General features: G+C 32.5%; 17 protein-coding genes and 2 pseudogenes. All 19 read left to right on the forward strand.

The window, feature by feature from the left end:
- Positions 1-79 precede the first annotated feature (79 nt).
- Positions 80-2,223 (forward strand): annotated as a pseudogene (locus tag V192_RS20120) (glycosyltransferase family 2 protein).
- 44 nt (positions 2,224-2,267) lie between these two features.
- Positions 2,268-3,248 (forward strand): DUF7657 domain-containing protein, encoded by a 981-nt coding sequence (locus V192_RS22265; protein ID WP_239644668.1) that lies wholly within the window; start codon positions 2,268-2,270, stop codon positions 3,246-3,248.
- Positions 3,249-3,259: 11 nt separating this feature from the next.
- A complete protein-coding gene (locus tag V192_RS22270; protein ID WP_239644669.1) occupies positions 3,260-4,234 on the forward strand; it encodes a DUF7654 domain-containing protein in 975 nt (324 codons plus the stop codon).
- A 31-nt stretch (positions 4,235-4,265) separates the two neighbouring features.
- Complete coding sequence (locus V192_RS0112070) at positions 4,266-5,459, forward strand: EpaQ family protein (RefSeq protein ID WP_025872076.1); 1,194 nt, start codon at positions 4,266-4,268, stop codon at positions 5,457-5,459.
- A 107-nt stretch (positions 5,460-5,566) separates the two neighbouring features.
- Positions 5,567-6,960 (forward strand): annotated as a pseudogene (locus tag V192_RS20130) (sugar transferase).
- Positions 6,961-7,057: 97 nt separating this feature from the next.
- Positions 7,058-8,182, forward strand: a complete 1,125-nt coding sequence (locus V192_RS0112080; protein ID WP_025872078.1) for a glycosyltransferase family 1 protein — start codon at positions 7,058-7,060, stop codon at positions 8,180-8,182.
- A gap of 21 nt (positions 8,183-8,203) precedes the next feature.
- On the forward strand, positions 8,204-9,028 hold the full coding sequence (locus V192_RS0112085; RefSeq protein WP_025872080.1) for a glycosyltransferase: 825 nt from the start codon (positions 8,204-8,206) through the stop codon (positions 9,026-9,028).
- A 54-nt stretch (positions 9,029-9,082) separates the two neighbouring features.
- Positions 9,083-9,997 carry a hypothetical protein gene (locus tag V192_RS0112090; RefSeq protein WP_025872082.1) on the forward strand — a complete coding sequence of 305 codons (915 nt, stop codon included), beginning with the start codon at positions 9,083-9,085 and terminating at the stop codon, positions 9,995-9,997.
- Between the two features lie 13 nt (positions 9,998-10,010).
- Positions 10,011-10,565, forward strand: a complete 555-nt coding sequence (locus V192_RS22605; protein ID WP_275574538.1) for an EpsG family protein — start codon at positions 10,011-10,013, stop codon at positions 10,563-10,565.
- A 23-nt stretch (positions 10,566-10,588) separates the two neighbouring features.
- The gene (locus tag V192_RS22610; protein WP_275574539.1) at positions 10,589-11,074 is read left to right on the forward strand and encodes an EpsG family protein; all 486 of its coding nucleotides are present in this window, start codon (positions 10,589-10,591) and stop codon (positions 11,072-11,074) included.
- A gap of 16 nt (positions 11,075-11,090) precedes the next feature.
- Positions 11,091-11,576, forward strand: coding sequence for a hypothetical protein (locus V192_RS20950; RefSeq protein ID WP_025872085.1), 486 nt, complete (start codon positions 11,091-11,093; stop codon positions 11,574-11,576).
- Positions 11,577-11,584: 8 nt separating this feature from the next.
- Positions 11,585-13,369, forward strand: coding sequence for a DUF5776 domain-containing protein (locus V192_RS20955; RefSeq protein ID WP_025872087.1), 1,785 nt, complete (start codon positions 11,585-11,587; stop codon positions 13,367-13,369).
- Positions 13,312-13,488 carry a DUF5776 domain-containing protein gene (locus V192_RS22850; RefSeq protein ID WP_420834558.1) on the forward strand — a complete coding sequence of 59 codons (177 nt, stop codon included), beginning with the start codon at positions 13,312-13,314 and terminating at the stop codon, positions 13,486-13,488. Before V192_RS20955 ends, V192_RS22850 begins: the two co-directional genes overlap by 58 nt.
- A gap of 43 nt (positions 13,489-13,531) precedes the next feature.
- A complete protein-coding gene (locus V192_RS0112105; protein ID WP_025872089.1) occupies positions 13,532-14,968 on the forward strand; it encodes an oligosaccharide flippase family protein in 1,437 nt (478 codons plus the stop codon).
- Between the two features lie 25 nt (positions 14,969-14,993).
- Complete coding sequence (locus V192_RS0112110) at positions 14,994-15,854, forward strand: LicD family protein (RefSeq protein WP_025872092.1); 861 nt, start codon at positions 14,994-14,996, stop codon at positions 15,852-15,854.
- Positions 15,855-15,885: 31 nt separating this feature from the next.
- Positions 15,886-17,703, forward strand: a complete 1,818-nt coding sequence (locus V192_RS0112115) for an aminotransferase class I/II-fold pyridoxal phosphate-dependent enzyme (RefSeq protein ID WP_025872094.1) — start codon at positions 15,886-15,888, stop codon at positions 17,701-17,703.
- A gap of 30 nt (positions 17,704-17,733) precedes the next feature.
- Positions 17,734-18,786 (forward strand): DUF1015 family protein, encoded by a 1,053-nt coding sequence (locus tag V192_RS0112120; RefSeq protein WP_025872096.1) that lies wholly within the window; start codon positions 17,734-17,736, stop codon positions 18,784-18,786.
- Between the two features lie 16 nt (positions 18,787-18,802).
- Positions 18,803-19,921 carry an NAD/NADP octopine/nopaline dehydrogenase family protein gene (locus V192_RS20960; RefSeq protein ID WP_025872098.1) on the forward strand — a complete coding sequence of 373 codons (1,119 nt, stop codon included), beginning with the start codon at positions 18,803-18,805 and terminating at the stop codon, positions 19,919-19,921.
- Between the two features lie 68 nt (positions 19,922-19,989).
- Entirely contained in the window at positions 19,990-20,949 is a 960-nt protein-coding gene (locus V192_RS0112130; RefSeq protein WP_025872100.1) for an NAD-dependent epimerase/dehydratase family protein, read from the forward strand.
- Positions 20,950-21,000 lie beyond the last annotated feature (51 nt).

Genomic DNA, 21,000 nt, shown 5'->3' on the forward strand with positions numbered 1-21,000 from the left:
CCAGCTAGAAGGCTGGTTAGGGCTTCTTGTTTAATATAAGCGCTAAATGATAGACTCTTAAGCATAAGGAGAGCAAAAAATGAACGATGAGATAAAGGTCATTATTGATAGTATCTATCGAGAGAAACAAACAAATAACTTAACAATAACTGGTTGGGCTTTGGCAACACAGTCAAAATCCAGTCCGGAAATTTCGATCAACAATCAAGAGCAAGTATCATCTTATACTATTCAACGTGTTCTAAGAGAAGATGTCAACCAGATCTATGAGGTAGACGCAACAGTTTTAGCTGGATTTGAAATAAAATTAGAAGGTATCCAAAAGAAAAATAAATTGGACGTTTGTTTTGTTTCAGAAGAGCTACAAGCTAGTAAAACTGAATGGATCGACTTAGGGAAAAAACATCCTTTGATTCCAGGTACTGAAGATAAGATGGCAAGATTGATGATAAAAGTACATAAAGGTATCAGTTATTTAAAAAGAAATGGGATCAAAAATACGATCCAACGCGTAAAAATTGAAAAAATCAGAAATCAGTCGTCTTACCCAAGTTGGTTGGAAAGAAATGAGCATTTCGATTTTGAACAAATCAAAACTGAAATCGCTGAATTTCATTATCAACCTAAAATCTCGATCGCGATGCCGGTTTATAATGTGGAAGAAAAATGGCTGCGTCGTTGTATTGATTCTATTTTGATTCAAGATTATGCCAATTGGGAACTTTGTATGGCTGATGATGCATCGACCGATCCTAAAGTAAAAGAACTTTTAACAGATTATAGTCATTCAGATGAGCGGATCAAAGTTGTTTTTAGACCAGAAAACGGTCATATCAGTGAAGCAACAAACTCTGCCTTAGCTTTAGCGACTGGAGAATTTGTTGCATTATTAGATAATGATGATGAGCTGCCGAGGATTGCTTTTTATGAAGTTGTCAAAGCGTTGAATGAAAATCCTGAATTGGATTTAATTTATAGTGATGAAGATAAAATCGATATGGAAGGCAATCGTTCAGATCCATCATTTAAACCAGATTGGTCGCCTGATTTATTATTAGGTACGAACTATATCTCCCATCTAGGTGTTTATCGCAGAACGATCCTTGAAGAGATAGGCGGGTTTAGAAAAGGCTATGAAGGGTCTCAGGATTATGATCTGGTCCTTCGCTTTACTGAAAAAACTACAAGTGAACGCATCAAACATATTTCTAAAGTTTTATATCACTGGCGTATGTTGCGACATCAACGGCAGTTGATCAATCGTCAAAAGGGTACGCATTTGAAGCAGGCCTAAGAGCAGTTCAAGATGCTTTGGTTCGCCGCGGCATTAAAGGGCATGCTACTCATGGTCGGGCGAACGGGTTATATGATGTTTATTATGATATTGAATCGGAAGAGTTGGTTTCAATCATCATTCCAACTAAAAATGGTTATAAAGATGTTAAACGCTGCGTATCTTCGATCATTGAAAAAACAACCTATACAAACTATGAAATCATTATTGCAGATAATGGCAGTACAGATGAAAAAATGAAAGAATTATATGAGTCGTTTAAGCAACAGCTTACTGATCGTTTTCGTGTGACTGTGATCGATATTCCATTTAACTTTTCTAAAATCAATAATATTGCAGCAAAAGAAGCTAAAGGAAAATATCTCCTATTCTTAAATAATGATACCGAAGTGATCAATGCTGATTGGCTGAAATTAATGGTTTCATTTGGACAGCAAGAACGAATCGGTTGTGTAGGAGCAAAACTATTGTATCCCAATAACACGATCCAGCATGCTGGTGTGATCTTAGGATTGGGCGGCATTGCAGGGCACGGACATTATGGCTACCCACACGGAGATTTAGGCTATTTTGGGAAATTAGCTTTGAACGTTGATTATTTGGCTGTGACTGCAGCTTGTCTATTGATGAAAAAACAAGATTTTGAAGCTGTTTCTGGTTTTGATGAAGACTTCACTGTAGCGTTTAACGATGTCGATCTTTGTTTAAAAGTAAAAGAATTAGGTCGAGATAATGTATGGCTTCATGAAGCGGAACTTTATCATTTTGAATCTCAAACAAGAGGCTACGATGATAAAGGGAAAAAGAAAAAACGCTTTGAAAAAGAAAAAGCGATGATGGAACATAAATGGTCGACTTTGATCGAAGATGATCCCTTTTATAATCCTAATCTTACAAGAGAAATACCTAATTTTTCATATAGAGACTAGGCGTATAAAACGCGTCTTGTATGATACTTGAAATGGAGTAAATTATGGACAAATCAATAGCGATACACAGAGGAAGAAAGCAAAAAAATAGTATGAAGATAAAAATTATAGAAGGCCTAGATGGTCTAATCAAGGCAAGATTTATAATTGCATTCATTATTTTTGTACTTATGTTACTGTTTAAAGTTCATGGCAGTTCTATCAATCTGTGGGATCAATATGTTTCTGATTATAGTGAAGGGGCGGATTCAGGGTTAATCGTTGGAACGCCAAGACAAATCCGCTCGGATGAATGGCTAGTTCAAACACCGTATAGTTTATCGCAAACACAAACTGGTTTTAAAGCGCATAATGAAGTAATCACACTTAACGGCCAAGATATGACTGTAGGATATAATTCACCAGCATTTAATTTTGCTACGATTGCTAAACCTTTCACCTGGGGCTATGTATTGTTAGGGAAAGAATATGGACTTTCTTGGTATTGGGGAATCAAGCTGATCGGACTAGTTCTATTCTCTTTTGAAATCGGCTTAATTTTGTCTAGAAGAAATAAATACATCGCACTTTTGACAAGTTTGTGGATACCGTTTTCCTCAGCTATACAATGGTGGTTTGTTTCACCGGTGGGCGACTTGGTTTTCTTTATGTTAGGCTTTTTGACGGCAATCTATAACTATTTTTATTACCATGAAAATAAACCAAAAAGAATGGCATTTTCCATTCTATCCGCAATATGTGCATCTGGTTTTATTTTAGTTTTATATCCTGCTTTACAGGTACCTTTTGGGTATTTGATTTTATTATTCTTAGTGGGATTCTTTTTAGAGTTTAAATCAAAGCTTGTATTGGATAAATTTGATGGCCTATTTATTGGTTTAGCTGTTTTGATAACACTGATTCTTGTTGGTGGTTCGATTTTATTTTCCTGGGATTCAATTTATGCAGTTATGCACACAATCTATCCTGGAAATAGAATAAGCACGGGTGGCGACCTTGATAAAAAGATATCTTTTTATTCTTAACGAATTGGAAAATGAGTTTTACAGATGTTAGTTACAGTAATAATTCCGAATTAAGTGGTTTTTATCAATTCTTTTTTGTAATATTACCACTGGCACCCGTTCTTTTTTATAAAAAAATTAAAGATAATTATTACGGTTTTTTGCTATTTATTTATAGCTGTATTCAATTATTATGGGTTCTTGTTAAATTCCCAATGTCAGTTGCTAAAATCACTTTATGGTCATTTGTGCCAGAAGAGCGTGCATTACTTTCGTTTAGCTTCACTGCAACATTGTTGAGTGTGTGGTTCATCGCTTATATTTGGGAACGGAAGAGGATCAATAAAATTGCTATTATCGGAATAATAGCGCTGAATGCTGCTATCTATTTTTATGCTTTATACAGAGGTAACTTACGGTTATATCTAAGTAAAACAGAAATTATTGTTATCCTAGTAATGAGCATATTGATATTATCGAGCTTGCTTCTTAAGCAAAAAGGATTGTTTTCGATTTTATTTGTCAGTGTCTTATTATTTACAGGTTTAACGGTCAATCCTATTGTAAGAGGTGTTGCCCCTGTCTATGACAAAAAAATTGGGCATAAAATCACGGAAATAAATCAGACAGATCCTGATCAATTATGGGTAGGAGAACGATTGATGTATAGTTATTTGCCTATGTTTGGGGTTCATACATTCAATGGTGTTGCTTTTACTCCAGATATGACAATGTGGAAGGCATTGGATGAAGACGGTAAACAAGAAAAAATTTATAATCGATATGCTCATATTCATGCAGATATTACAAATGAAAAACCAGATCTAGAGTTATTGAATGCAGATGCTCTACTCGTTCGTTTAGATAGCGAGAGTATCAAGAAAATTGGAATCAAGTATTTGGTGACATATAAAGAAATTAATGATTTGGAAACAGATGATGTGAAGTTTGATAAACTTTATGGGCCTGATAAAGATGGAGCATATATCTATAAGGCTGTCTATTAGCAGACATTAAAATCATGAATGGAGGCATAAAATGGAAAAACTGCTTAGCAAAATAAGCAATCTAATTTTAATTGCCACAATTGCCAGTTCTTATTTATTGTGGACTGCAGGTCTGAATACAGCAACAATGATGAACTTTTACTCACACTACGAATATAGTTTATTGATCAGTTTGATGGTTATTCTTTTGCTTAATATAAAAAAACTAGATAAAATTGATTTTTTATTGATAGGTGCAAGTGGTAGTATCTTTATCTTTTATACGCTGACATCCTCAATTCGTCACAGTAATCGTTTTATCAATGCTAGTATTATGGTTATTGTGCTATTGATATTATGTTATAGAAAAACGAATTTTGATAAAATTGATTTTGGAATTTTAGGGGTGATTATCACTGCCTTTTTTGGAATCACTTTATATAGAATTTTTACTGAGCTTCCTAAAATTGTTGCGCCGCATTCTATTTGGCAACGTGGTAATGAGTTTGACTCTATTTGGATTAACAGTAATACAATTGGAGCATCAGTGCTATTTATGGTAATGATGCTATCTATTATTATAAAACAAGCATCAGGAAGCCTGATAAAATGGCTGGTAATACCAGTCTACGCTGCAGGAATAGCAGCAATTTGGGTATGTCAGGCAAAGACGGCTTTCGCGGTTCTAATTTTGTTTATTGTACTAGATAATCTACTGCCTAAACGATTCATTAAAAGTAACTGGCTGTGGTTGGGTCTATTTTCATTAGTGCTAATCGTATTTCCGTTCATTTTTTATTATTGTGCTAACCTATCAACAATTAAAATTTTTTCAGGTAGAGAAAATTTATGGAAAGAATTCTTTGATTTTTGGTTTGTAAATAAGCAAAATATCTTAATAGGGATGAAACCATATGTTTTCCATTGGAAAAACTTAGGCATGCACAATAGTTACCTAAGTATCTTAAATAATCTAGGTATTCTAGGATATACGCTATTCTCGTTCTTTATTTTTGGACAATTCTATTTTATGAGAAAAAAAGGAAGCTATTCAACTACTCAAATCAGTCTTGCCATAGCTTTTTTATGTGTGTTTGTTCTTTCTACTATGGAGGATATTTTGGTTTCTTATCATTGGATACCATTAGCGTTTAGTTTTTTTGGCATATTAATCCAAAATGGCTCATATTTAAATAATGAACAAGACTTATCTCGTAGAAATAAATCAAGAAAGCAACGGTCATAAGGGCAGTAACAGATTAAGGTGTTTTTTTTTAAGAGATATGATATTATTAGGGATGTAGCATTTATAAATAGCAATCTCAGTATTTTTAATGAGAAAGGAATAAAGTAATGGTAACTAAGAATGAATGGAACAATGCAAAGAGAATAATAATTATTATTTTTGATATTTTAGTATTTCATTTTTCCATTTTTGCAGGGTTTTGGCTAAAATTTGGAATGAATATCCCACAATATAATTTCGTGTCATATGAACATTCAGTAGTATATATCACAATTATTTTTGTGTTTTTAAACTTGTTGTTAGGAACATATGTATTTTATAATCGAACGGTCAATGACATCGTGTTTGTAACCGTGATAGGCCAAGTGCTGACTATCTTATCTATTATGATTGTCGGTTTTGTTGGGCGTTGGTTCTCATTTCCACGCTCAGTGTTGATTTATTCATTTATTGTTGGAATGATTTTGTTAAGTTTGTATAGAATGTTTATCTATTTTGTATACTTACGCATCAGTGAAGAAAAACGCGTTGTTATTATAGGATCAGCTAAAAGTACAATATCCGCAACGGCTAACTTTTTAACACATAAAAATAAAAAGCATAAAGTTGTTGATGTGATTCAGGCTAATTATTTTGATAATTTAAAAAAAATCTTATCGAATGTTGACATTGTTTATATAGCAAGTCATATTGATGAAAAAGAAAAGCTAGATATTTACGAATTGGTTATTGAACATGAAAAAAAACTATTTTTAAATACAAGCTTTGAAAATCTTGTTATGTTAAAACCTAATATGATGAATTTTGAAGATGAAAGCATCATTGAAGTATCTGATTTTAAAATTAAACCAGAGTATGATTTCATAAAACGTTTATTTGATCTTGTAATAGCATTGTTATTATTAGTAATAACGTCTCCTATTATTTTGATTACAGCAATTTTGGTAAAAGTAACTTCAGCCGGACCTGTTGTTTATAAACAAACAAGAATTACTTTAGGACAAAAAGAATTTTCTATATTAAAATTTAGAACAATGTCTGCTACGGCAGAAGTAAATACAGGGCCAGTCTTGTCTTCAAGTAATGATAGCCGTGTTACGACTGTTGGAAGATATCTGAGAGCTCTTAGAATAGATGAATTGCCTCAATTATTCAATGTATTGAAAGGTGATATGTCTATAGTTGGACCACGTCCAGAACGTCCTTTTTTTGTAGATCAGTTTAAAGAAGAAAATAAACACTATTACTTAAGACATAATGTACGAGCGGGCATTACTGGATATGCTCAAGTTTATGGGAAATATGCTTCTGACTATAATAGTAAATTAAATTTTGATTTACTGTACATCAAAAACTATTCAGTGTTATTAGATATGAAAATATTGTTGCAAACAATTAAGATTCTTTTGATAAGATCTCATCAAAAGGTGTGGATGAAGAAGAACAAAGAGAAATTGAAAAAAACTTATTTTCTAAAAATAACATAAAGGTTTGGAATTAGCTTGGGAAATGGAGAATAGAAATTATAATGTGTGGATAGATTTGTTTTTTGAATCTATCCATATTTCTAAATTAGGCTAATTTAAGTGGAGGAAAAAATGAGTAAAGTACATAATAATTCAGAAAAAACACCCAAAAAAAGAGTTTTGATTTTTGGAATGAGTAATCTTTTGGGCGGCGTAGAAACATACATGCTAAATTATTACAATCATTTAGACCGTTCAAAGATACAAGTAGATTTTGTCACAATGTATCCAACAATGTATTTCGAAAAAGAAGTAGAAGCTAAAGGGGCTAAAGTATACCATGTAACTGAAGTTAAAAAAAATCCCCAAAAATTCATTTCGGAAATAAAAACTATTTTATCAAATGGCAACTACGATATTGTTCATGTAAATATGCTTTCAGCAGCTAATATTTTACCCGTTACAATAGCTAAAAATATGGGCGTGAAAAGGATATTTGTTCATTCACATAATGCGAATACACCGAATGGTTTGTTAAGAAAAGTAATGCATCAATGGAACAAAAGAAAAATAGTGAGATTAGCAACTGATTATCTAGCATGTTCAAGGAAGGCAGGAACATGGTTATTTGGAGAGCAACTTGAAGACCAGTTAGTAATCATTCCAAATGCAGTAGAAATCGATCAATTCAAATTTGATTCAAACATTCGTTCTGAAGTTAGAAAAGAATTGAAAATAGATGAAGATCAGTTAGTTCTTGGGCATGTAGGAGCATTTAGAGAGCAAAAGAATCATGATTTTCTTATTGATATTTTTGCAGCAATTCATAAAAGGAATACTAAAGCTGTGTTAATCTTAGTCGGTCAAGGAGAGCTCCAAGAAAAAATTCAAAATAAAGTTAAACAGTTGAATTTAGAAGATAATATTAAGTTTTTAGGGGTTAGACAAGATTCTAATCGTTTATATCAAGCCATGGATATTTTCGTATTACCTTCATTATTTGAAGGGCTGCCAGTTGTAGGAGTTGAGGCACAAGCTGCAGGGTTACCACTTATTGTATCAGATCGAGTGACAACTGAGTTAGAAATAACAACTAATTGTCAATTTTTAACGATTGATGATCCTGAGCTATGGGCAGACGCTGTTTTAGCAATTGAACCTAGTGATAGAGATATGACAGAAGTTTTTTCAAAAAATGGCTATGATATTGATGTGGCTAGCAGAATTTTAAATGATTTATATTGTGAATCAAAATAATGAATATGGTGAGATGATAAAATGAAAGTTGAAAAAATCAGCGTTCTCATGTCTATCTATAAAAATGAGAGCGCAAGCTACTTTAAAGAAGCAATAAATAGCGTTTTTGAGCAGACATTACAGCCAGAAGAAATACTATTAGTGGAAGACGGGCCTCTGACAGACGAGTTGAATGCAATGATTTCTGAAATCAAATCAAAAGTCGGCAAACAATTAACAATTGTCCCTTTGGCAGAAAATGTGGGATTAGGAAAAGCATTAGCGGTTGGTGTTGAATCTTGTCGCAATGAATTGATTGCGCGTATGGATTGTGATGATATAATGATTCCAAGTCGTTTAGAAGAGCAGTATGAAGAAATGAAAAAGGATGCTTCATTAGCCATTGTAGGTTCTAACATCACAGAATTTCATGATGGAATCGATAATGTTTTAGGCTATAAAAAAATGCCTGCGAGTAATGAAGAAATTCGTGAATTTTCTAAAAAAAGAAATCCATTTAATCATATGACTGTTATGTTCAGAAAAGAGTTAGTAATGAGGGTAGGAAATTATCAGCCTTTAAAGGGATTTGAAGATTATTATTTATGGGTTCGATTGTTAAAAGCCGGCTATACTGCTAAAAATATCCAAAAAGACTTAGTATATGCTAGAACTGGATTAGATATGTATGCTCGTAGAGGAGGAGTTGGTTATTTGATGCCAGGTCTAAAAGCTAGAAAAAAAATTTATCAAGAAGGCTTAGGAAGTTTTAAAGATTATCTATTTGTTTCTTCAGTCCATGTATGTGTCAGTTTGATGCCTAATAAGATGCGTGGCTGGTTTTATGAGAAAAAATTACGAAATTGATTATTTAAAAAAAGATAAAATGATGAGGGACAACCTTCAGAGAAGGAGAAAAAGATGGAAGACAATTTATATGTAGTAGAAGGTCTTAATTTTTTTAAACGGAATTGGAAAAAATATGTACTTGCTTTTGTGCTAAGTTTATTATTGATTGTTGCATTATTTTTTTACAGCACACGTTCTAATAGGAATGAGCAAAGTGTAAACCAAGATAAGAATTATACATTTTCATTTATTTTAGAAAATAAGGACGGCTATATATTTTCTAAGAATGAAATGATCAAAGAAATATTTGCAAGTGAATATGTGAAAAACCATTCTGATATAAGCGCAGAAGAGGTTATAGATACATTGACGATTACTTATACAGATAATAATGGGAAAATGCTTGTTGAGACTCCTGATAAAGAGCTAGCTACGTCTTTGTACAAGTTCATTGAAGAGTCAAGTTCACGATTTTTCATTGATAAAAGAGCGTACGTATTATCTGATAAAGTTGATTTGAGTAAGGAAAAAGCCTTTGAAGGGATCAGTAAAAAGAAAATCATTCTTTACGTATTGCTTATTGTGATTCTTACTTTTATCATTGGAACAATTATTGCAAGTATATCTGAAAAAAGAAATAAAAAGATTTCTCAAAAGTTCACTTTAAAAGACAGCAATGAAATTATTGATGTAACGTCACTTAGAGAACAAAGAGATGAAGAAATTCAAGAGAAATTAACGAATATTATCAACAATCCACCATTGAATAAGATTGTTGTAATGAAAGATCAGAAATTTTTGAATGCTAGTGAGTTGAATAGTTCGGTTTATCTAATAGATAGTTTGGATCAAGTAGAAAACTTGCCATTTATTCCAGAATTAGTAGTTATTGTTTGTGAGAAAAACTCAACTGAAAAAGCATGGTTTGGCTACCAAAAAGAGTTAGCAAAGAATTATTCAGAGAAAGTAAATTGTATTTATATCTAGATGGAGTGAAGAGATGATACCTTATATATTATTATTTGTCAGCCTGATTATTCTTTCACTCCTTGAATTTTTTAGCAAAAAGAGAATTTTTTTCATAATTGCAATGATAGAAATCATTTTGTTTGCAGGATTTAGATATGAAACGGGTTATGATTATCTATCATATAAAGCATTTTTTGAAAGGGTTCGGAGTTTTGGGGATATATTATCGGGTGGTATTGATGCTGAACCGGGTTACTTATTAACAAATTATATTGTAAAAATGTTTGGAATGGATTTTAAAGTGTTCATTTTAATCTATTCTGTGGTGACTTTAGCATTATTAGGTTGGTTTGTTTACAAAAATGTTAGCTATCCAACAATGATTCTAGTCTATTATGTTTCTCGTTTTTATTTTGTGAGAGATATGGGGCAAATAAGAGCCTCTCTTGTAGCAATTATTTTTCTTTATTGTTTGCCAGCAATCAAAGAAAAGAATCTACCAAAAGTAATTCTCCTGTCACTTTTAGGAGCCTGCTTTCATATTGTTGCGCTATTTATTATACCTGCCTATTTTTTGTCGGAATAATAAAGAAATTAACCTTACAAAAAGTGTTGATTTTAACAATAATTTCCGCACTGATAGGAGTACTATTCTTTTTCCCAGACCTATTTTTATGGGCAATTCCATCAAGATATGCAGGTTATTTTGCAGGTAAGTATATTACTGGGAAGTGGATACTTAATCCTATATTTATTATGCAAATGGGGATTACGATCGCTTCAATACTATTTGTAAAAGGTAAAAATAAAGAATATAATGATAGTTTTAATACGTTATTGAGTTTATATTTTCTATCAACATTATTTTTAATTATTTTTGGTCCATTAGCAACTGTAGGTGGAAGGATCGGGACAATATTTGCTACTGCAGAAATATTAGTCGTACCTCAGCTTTTCCGTCATATGTTTAAAAATCAGTATTTGAATTTAGCTTGTTACTATATATTTTGTGCATTAGTCTTTTACTTGATATTTATTGTATCAAATACTTATCAAGATTTTATTCCGTATCAAACCGTGTACCATGCTTATTAAAAGAAAGGAAGTAACAATGAATAAAAAAACAAACAGTAAATATTTAAAAAGCGGCATTATTTTGTGTTCAATTGCTTTATTTTCAAGTATTGGGTTTATTGATGAAAGTTATAATGTCTCTGCAGAAGAATCGTCTGTCTTCAGTGAGAGTACAACTGCTGATGAAGGTTCAACAAGTCAATCTGAAGAGACCTCACAAAGCACTGTTGTCTCTGAAACTAGTTCGTCTTCTTCTGATAGCACAGTTGAGACTTCTGAAAGAAATATTACGGAAGAAAACAATAAAGAGTTAGGTAATGCTTCAAAAACAGAAGACGGGGAGTATATATTCAACCCTAATGATCGTTCTGATTTAGCAATAACATTACGTGCTGCAGCTGAACCCCGTTCACTGATTTCTGCAACAGAAAATAATCGTCCCTCAAAAGATTTTGTAGATATTTCATCTCATAACGGAGCATTATCAGTTGCTGCTTTTAATGAGATGAAAAATATGGGATAAGAGGTGTCGTGATTAAGTTAACAGAGTATACGACCTATTTAAATCCAGAAGCGAAAACACAAATTGAGAATGCTAAACGTGCAGGTCTAATTGTCTCTGCTTATCATTATAGTTGGTTTACAACAAAAGCGGGGGCTGAACAAGAGGCGGTGTATTTTGCGCAAAAGGCAAATCAACTTGGCTTGCCTAAAAATACATTAATGGTCAATGATGCGGAACAAACTGAGATGACAGCAGGTAATGTTACTGAAAATTCTATTGCATTTCAAAAAAAGTTAAATAGTTTAGGTTTTTCTCGTGTTGCACATTATTCAATGTTTGACTGGTTCAATCGTAAAATACTTGATGAAGATAAGTTGGGTCCTGGAAATAGTTGGGTAGCAAGTTATCCCTACAATCCATTAGCAACGAATCTCTTACATACAGGGAATGCAGCATGGCAGTGGAGTTCTGAGCTAACTTTTCCTGGAGTTTCTGGAAGATTTGACATAAATGTATCTTATAATAATTTGTTTTTACAACCAACTGGTGATAATGGTATAAATCTAGCAAATTATCATACTTCTGCTCCGTTACAAGTGTATACAACAGATAACATTTGGTATTATAATGATATTAATGAATTTTCTGTTAATACCCAAGCTGAAAGACTGCCTAAAGACACAATTTTAGACGTTATTTCAATAGAATATAGTAATAGCGGTTATCCAAGATTAGTGACAAATAAAGGCTATGTTTCGGCAAATAAAATGTATTCTAAACCAACTATCAGCAACATATCTAGTTATGTTACCAAACCAGGGAAATATGCTGCGCTAGGAAATATCTGGTATTACAATGATAAAGACAGTTTTACGCAAGAAACCCAAGCTGGGCAAATTGCTAAAAATACTGTTTTTGAAGTGACGGGCATTGTCTTTAGTAAAACTGGTTATCCAAGATTGGTGACGGATAAAGGCTATGTTTCTGCAAATAAAGCATATGTTAACCAACTTGTAGAAAACTATTCGGATTATCATATGACTTCTGGAAAATTAGTGACAACAACAAGCACTTGGCATTATAATAACAAGGATAGTTTTACACAGCAGACACAAGTAGAGCCAATAGCCAAAAATACTGTTTTAACAGTAAAAGATATTGCCTATAGTGAAACTGGGTACCCAAGGTTAGTAACGGATAAAGGCTATGTTTCAGCAAATAAAGGATATACAACACCTATTGTCAACAATCATTCGGATTATTTTTTAAAGACTGGTAAATTTTTGACGTCACAAAATATCTGGTATTACAATGATAAAGATCTTTTTGCTACTGAAACACAAGCAGAACCTTTGGCAAAAGGAACAATGATTGAAGTAAAGGATATTGTATATAGTGCGACAGGTTATCCAAGATTAGTAACGGATAAAGGCTATGTTTCAGCTAATAAAGGTTATCTTTCTGAAGCTATCAGCAATTTGGGCAACTATATTACAGAACCAATGAAAGTTGTTACGAGAGAAAATATCTGGTATTACAATAGTAAAGATGAGTTTTCCACTAAAACTCAGGCTGAAAAATTACCCAAATACACGCTGCTAGATGTTAAAGGGATTGTGTACAGTGAAACAGGTTATCCAAGGCTAGTAACGGATAAAGGCTATGTTTCAGCAAATAAAAGCTATGTTAATCCCGCAATCAGCAACATTGACAGCTATATAACTAAGCCAGGTAAAATGAAGCCAAAGCCAATATCTGGTACTATAACAATAAAGATAATTTCGCAGTTGAAACGCAAGTTCAACAAATAACAAAAGGTACGACATTTACTGTGAAAGAAATTGTGTACAGTGAAACTGGCTACCCGAGACTAGTTACAGATAAAGGGTATGTTTCAGCAAATAAAACATATGTGGAAGTCGTAAAATAAATCGTTTAACTATCAAAAAATCAAGACAAGTTGGTGTATCTAAGTGAAAAAAGTATTGAGTAATATATTTTTTACGGCTATGTATCAAGTAGTAATACTGATTGTTCCGTTAGTAACAATGCCGTATGTATCAAGAATATTCGGAACGGAATTGCTTGGTATTAATTCATTTGTTATTTCAATTGTTGGTTTTTTGAACATGATCATCTTAATGGGGATGAGCCAGTTAGGTACGAGAGAAATAGCTAAAGCGGATAAGAAGGATCGAGGCACAGTTTTTTTCCAATTATGGTTTATCCAATTGGCAAGTGGTTTGATTGTAACGAGTCTCTATTTATTGATTGTTTCAATATTTGTTGGGAACAAAGGCGTTTATTATATTCAAATTCCTTACTTGATTGCTTATGTTTTAGATATTTCTTGGTACTTCCTTGGTATTGGTGAGGTAAAAAAAGTAATTGTTAGGAACACGATCGTTAAATTCGGCTCTTTGATTTTGGTGTTTCTACTTGTAAAGAGCAGTTCTGATTTACTATTGTATATGGGAATCAATAGTATTAGTACTTTTTTAGCAAATATCTTCTTTTGGATCAGCTTACTTGCGGAATTTAAAACGTATGGAAAAGTCAAAAAATCATTTTCTTTTCCTTATTTGAAGCAAGCATTGTTTTTGCTTATTCCGTTATTTGCGATTCAAGTGTATAATACTTTTGATAAAACATTAGTAGGATTATTATCAACAAAGACAGAGCTTTCTTTTTACGATCAATCTCAGAAAATTGTTCGAATCGTGTTATCAATCGTTACATCAATCAGCTTAGTTATGATGCCTTTGATGGCTAAAGTGGACACAGGAGATAGTGAAGACAGTTCTAAGCTACAGTTATTACTGAAAAAATCTGTTGAGTATACAACATTAATCTCCCTATTACTGACAGTTTTACTAATGTGTAATTCTCGTGATTTTGTTCAATGGTTTTTTGGAAATGAATTTATTCCAATGACCTATAATATGATATTTGTTAGTTTGATTATTGCACCCAATGCATTTGGTGGTGTTTTAGCGAATCAATTTACTTTAGCAAAAGGCTTGTTGAAGCATTATTCGATACCTTTTATTGCTGGTGCTGTAATAGATGTTATCTTAAATCTTATACTGGTACCGAAATGGGGAGCAAATGGCGGTACTGTTGCGTTGATTGTTACCGAGTTTTGTGTTTGTATTTTCAGAGTCTATGTTATTCGCAAATGGTTAGATATTAAAGATATTTGTTCTGAGTTTTTTAAATATATGGTTATATTCGCGTTAGTTTTAGTATTAGGATTTTTAATTCCTAACTTTGTAGCATCGTTGTTCTTGAATATGCTTATTCGTTCAAGTATAGTGTTTATTGTATTTCTTATTTTGATTTTTCTTTTTCAGACCAATATATCTGAGGACTTCAAGGTTCTTTTAAATAAGGCGAAAAAGAAAACTTAAATAGACATAACTTGGAGGGTTACTTTTGAAATCAGATAGTGTTGTAAAACAACTGCAAAAAAAAGAATTGGAAATATTAAAATTTGTGGATAAATTTTGTCAAACACAAAACATTCCATACTTTTTATCAGCAGGAACGTTGTTAGGGGCGATTCGCCATAAGGGGTTCATTCCGTGGGATGATGATATTGATTTAGGCATGACGAGGGAAAATTATGAGCGTTTTGTAAAATTGATTCCGGAAGCTTTAGAAAATACGGAATATATGCTACAAACGTATCAAACAGATGCCGGTTATCCATTACCATTTTTAAAAATCATTAATTTGAATACTACTTTAGTTGAAAATAATGCTAAAAATGGAAATGCTCAAAATGGTGTTTTTATTGATATCTTTCCATTTGATATAGTACCGGATAACAAGTTTTTAAGATGGGTCCAAATTAAAAAATGCAAGATGCTAACATTTGTCATCCATACGAGAATGAATTATTATACTCGTGCTCAAACACCAGTAGGTGGCATAATTTATAGTATGCTAAATCTTTTATGGGGAAGGTATTCTGTAAGGGAGCTTCTTGACAAACGACAAAAAGAAATTGAGAAATATAACCATTCGAATAATCGAAATATGTCGATCGTCACTGCTACAACGGAATTTAGGACAGAAACCTTAGATAAAGTAGAGATAAATGATGTAATTAGAATACCCTTTGAGGATGGTATGTTTTTAGCGAATTCAAACTATGAACAGATGTTGAAACAAGCTTATGGAGATTATATGAAGCTTCCTCCTGTAGAAGAACGAGGAACAAGACATGATATCGTTTATTTAGAAATGGATGATTTTGAGTTTGGAGATCGAACATATAAAAAGAAAAAATAATCGTATTGAACAAGATCATAGGAGGGATAACATGCAAGGTCTCATTTTAGCTGCTGGATTAGGAAGCAGAATGAAAGAGTACACAAAAAGTACTACCAAAAGTATGGTTGAAGTAAATGGAAAGTCATTAATTGAAAGAATGTTACGTCAATTAGATAATCTGGATTTAGAAAGAATCGTGATTGTAGATGGCTATAAGTATGATGTTATGGAAGAGTATGTCAAATCAATCCAAATCAAGACACCAGTCGTATTTGTAACGAACCATGATTATGATAAAACAAACAATATTTATTCCGTTTATCTGGCTAAAGAATTAATGTGTCAGGAAGATACGATTTTACTAGAATCAGACTTGATTTTTGCAGATCAGCTTCTGGACGAAGTCTTAGCTTCTGATTTTAAAAATTTAGCGGTTGTATCAAAATTTGAATCTTGGATGGATGGTACTGTTGTAAAAATGGATGAAAACAGTAACATTACAGACTTTATTGATAAGAAACGTTTTAATTTTAACGAAACTAGAAGTTACTACAAAACGGTTAATATTTACAAATTTAGTAAAGAATTTTCAGAATCTATTTATTTTCCATTTTTAGAAGCTCAAATGAGTGCCTTTGGGAAAGACGAGTACTATGAGACAACATTAAAAACAATTACTCAGTTTGATGCTACTTTAGTCAAAGCATTAGACATTGAAGATGTTCCTTGGTATGAAATTGATGATTTACAAGATTTAGATGTTGCTAGCTCTCTTTTTAATACGACGCCATCGAAAAAATTAGATGCATTTCAACAAAGATATGGTGGTTACTGGAGATATCCTAAAGTAATTGATTTTTGTTATTTGGTTAATCCATTTTATCCGCCTAAAAGAATGGTTGACGAAATGAAATCAAATATGGAACGTTTAATTATTGATTATCCTTCTGGTCTTAAAGTGAACTCATCATTAGTAGCAAAATTTTACAACGTTCCAGAAAAGCATGTAGTAGTAGGAAATGGTGCTGCAGAATTGATTAAGTCTTTGATGGAAAAAAATGGCGGAAAATATGGGATTATTGCACCAACTTTTGAGGAATATCCAAATCGCTTAACGAAAGACCAAATTGTTAAATATTACCCTAAAGATAAAAATTTCCAATATACTGCAAATGATATCATGGCTTTTTATTCAGAAAATCCAATTGATTATTTAGTTTTAATCAATCCAGATAATCCTACTGGGAATTATATTCCGAAATCAGATGTCATCACACTACTAGAGTGGGCAAAGGCACATGAAATAACTATAATATTGGATGAATCGTTTAATGATTTTGTCGATTTTGAAGAGGTACCATCTTTAATTGATCGAGAAATTTTGATGCAACATCCTAATTTAATTATTATAAAAAGTATCTCCAAATCATTTGGCGTTCCAGGTGTACGTTTAGGTTTCTTGATGACGAGTGATGAATCATTAATCAGCTATATTAAATCAGATGTTTCTATTTGGAATATCAACTCATTTGGAGAGTTCTTCTTACAAATTTTTGAAAAATATAAAAAAGACTATCTATCAGCATTAGATTTATTTTATAAGATCCGTAAAGATTTTCATTCTGCAATGGCTGAAGTATCAGATTTTGAAGTAATTGATTCACAAGCTAACTATTTTACTTGCCGTCTTACAGGTAAAGTAAGTGCTCGAGAATTGGCTACAATTCTATTAGATAAAGACAAAATCTTTATCAAGGACTTATCTGGAAAAGATGGTTTTGAGGGAGAATACGTAAGAATTGCAGTGAAGAAAAGTGATGAAAATAAAAAAATTGTTGAAGCTTTAAAACGGATATTGAATTACTAGAAAGTAGATCTATAAAGGAGAACTGAAATCATGGTTTTATTGTTACCTATGCAAACTAGCTATTTGAATACTAGTGGACATATTTACGACTCAGAATTCATCAATTTAGTCCAACTCTCAGAGGGAAGTGTTAAATTTGATGAACGAACTTTATTTTTAAATCAAGAAGAGAAGGATTTTTTGAATGGTCAAAAAATTGTTGAGATCTCTGATTCTATTGTTGTTTTTAAAAACAAAGAGAAATGGGGATTAATCGCTAATCTACCAAAAGAGGAGTACATCAAAGGCAACGTTAAAAGTCATGAATTAGTTCTTCCTTCAACGGTTCAAGGAATGCTCAGTAATTTTCACGGTTATAACGGTGAAGCAGCTCCCGTTTTATTAGGACATGAAAGTTTAATTGATTTGGAGAGTTTTGTTAAAGTAAATGAACCAGATAAACGGCATGCTATTAACGATTATGAATTGTTTATTTATCAGGGAGAAAAGGCTGCAAAACTTCTTTCACAGTATCAGGATTTGGACCAGTTGTTTATTGGTGATGGGCATCATAGATTGTATACAACCTCCTTGTCAAACTTTAAACAAACTGTTTTTGCTTGTGTCATGAGTTTTGATTACTTAGATATCTTACCAATTCATCGTTTGTTGAAAGAGGTATCCGATGAAATGTATTTACATGCCTTAAATTTTTTAAGTAAGAAATTTGAATTAAAAAAAGTAGCGGCTGATTCAGTTTTGCCTAAAGGGCATGTTAGAATGTCAAGAGGGCGTGATCATTATTTGATTCGTTTAATTGATTTAGCATCAGATGCTTTTTGGAATAATGATATTTATCGATTAAACACTCAAATCATTTCCCAAGCTTTTCGTAGTTTTGACCAAGCAGAGATTCAATATATATCAGAAGAAATGCTAAAAAATTCCAAATCATTTTCTGAACAAGATGTTATACTTGAAACGCACGCACTTTCTAAAAAAGAATTTATTGAAGCTGCTAAAAATGATACAGTTTTACCACCAAAATCGACTTGGGTTTATCCAAAGTTTCCTTCTTTTTTACTTATGAACAAATATCAATAATCTTGGAGGTAAAATAATGAAAATTTGTATTGTTGGCTTTGGAAATATTGGAAGTGCACTAGCTGGGATGCTTTCTTTAGGAGGTCATGATGTTCGCGTATTTACTTCTGTCCATTTAGGGCAGGATCACCCGTTTACGTTAAATAAAATGGGTTCAACGAAAGAAATGAGTACGACAATTAATTTAGTTACGAATGATTTAGAAGTTGCCGTTAAAGATGTGGACATGATTATCGTTACTTATCCATCTTTTATGTTGGAGTCATTTGTTAAAAATGTTTCAGTTTTTCTAACAAAACCAATTCTTTTTGGTGTTGTTCCAGGAAGCGGTGGAGCTGAGTATATAACTAAACAAGTATTTACACAAAAACATGTGATTTTTGGTTTAGATAGGGTTCCTTATATTGCTCGATTAATTGAAAAAAATCATTCGGTCGAGTTTTCCAAAAAAGAGTCTGTTAATGTGGCTGTAATCCCTAAAAAAGAAACAGTTACTGTCGCAAAAACTTTAGAAGACCTTTTACAATTACCCGTTTATCCGTTGAAAAATTATTTAGAGGTTTCGTTGACGCCCTCTAATGCCATTTTACATACTTCTAGAATATATAGCATGTTTAAAGAATATCATTCAAACATCACTTATTCCAAGGTTCCCTATTTCTATAGAGATTGGACATTGGACTCTTCTGACAGTTTGATTGCTTTAGATAAAGAGTTAAGAACAATTATCTTGGCTATGCCCGAATTAGAATTATCGACTATCAAGACTATTCGTGAACATTATGAGGCACCGACTGTTGAGACAATGACCAATAAAATAAAAAGCATTTCAGCTTTTAAGAATATTTTGTCCCCAATGAAAAAAGTTTCAGATCAGACATTTGTCCCGGATTTTACATCTAGGTATTTTACAGAAGACCTTCCGTTTGGTTTATTAATCATTAAAGGGTTTGGTCTGATAACGGGAACTGCTACTCCAGAGGCGGATAAAATTATTTTATGGAGTCAAAAATGGCTTAATAAGGAATATCTGACTGAGCAAGGGGCACCAGGACCAGATTTTTTAGCTTCAGGTGTTCCTCAAGCTTATGGCATTAACACATTGGAAGAGACGTATCATTTTTATAAATCTTGATAATCAAATATTAATACTTATAAGAATTAGAATTCTTTGAGTAAGTGAATGGGAATGGAAGTGTGATTATGAGCAAGATACTTATTACAGGCGGTGCTGGATTCATTGGATCTACACTAGCTAATTATTACAGTGAAAACCATAACGTTCTTGTTGTGGATGACTTATCCATGGGAAATCAACAAAATTTGGCCAATTCTGAAAATATTGAATTTGTCAAAGGAAGTGTTACTGATAAACAGTTAATGCAAAAAATCCTTATAGACAATCAGTTTGATTATATTTTCCATTTAGCTGCAATTGCAAGTGTTGCGGATTCAGTAGAAAGACCATTAGAAACCCATGATGTTAATTTTGATAGCGTTCTACAATTATTAGAATTGGTAAGAAAATATCAAAAAGAACTAAAACGTTTGGTCTTCTCTTCATCTGCAGCAGTATATGGAGATGAACCAACCTTACCGAAACAAGAAGAATCCATTATTAGACCACTAACGCCCTATGCAATAGATAAATTTGCTGCAGAAAAATATGTGGTGGATTACTATCATTTGTACAATGTTCCGACAAGTGCGGTACGTTTCTTTAATGTTTATGGACCAAAGCAAAATCCTGAATCACCGTATTCGGGTGTTATATCGATTATGATGGATCGTTACAAGAAACTATTAAATAAAGAAAAATCGACATTCACCATGTTTGGCGATGGAACACAATCAAGAGATTTTGTTTTTATCGAAGATGTCGTTCAAGCACTAAACCTTGTTGCCACTTCACAAGATACATTAGGAGAAGTGTACAATATTGGGACTGGTGAAGCAATTGGGTTGAATGAATTAGTTTCTACTATAGATAGCTTTTTAGAAGTGAATTTACCGATTCAGTACGAAGACGAGCGTTCTGGTGATATCAAGCATTCTCTTGCCAATATTTCTAAAGTGAAAGCTGTTGGTTATCAACCAAATTACAATATTAAGTCTGGACTTGAAAAATACGTTTCTTATGAACTTAGTAACATCGATAAATAGGTTTTTGAAAGGTAAGTCTGATTAATCCAATAGACTATCGAAACGAGGGTG

The sequence above is a fragment of the Enterococcus crotali genome (assembly GCF_000633635.1).
GTDB classification, from domain to species: domain Bacteria; phylum Bacillota; class Bacilli; order Lactobacillales; family Enterococcaceae; genus Enterococcus_L; species Enterococcus_L crotali.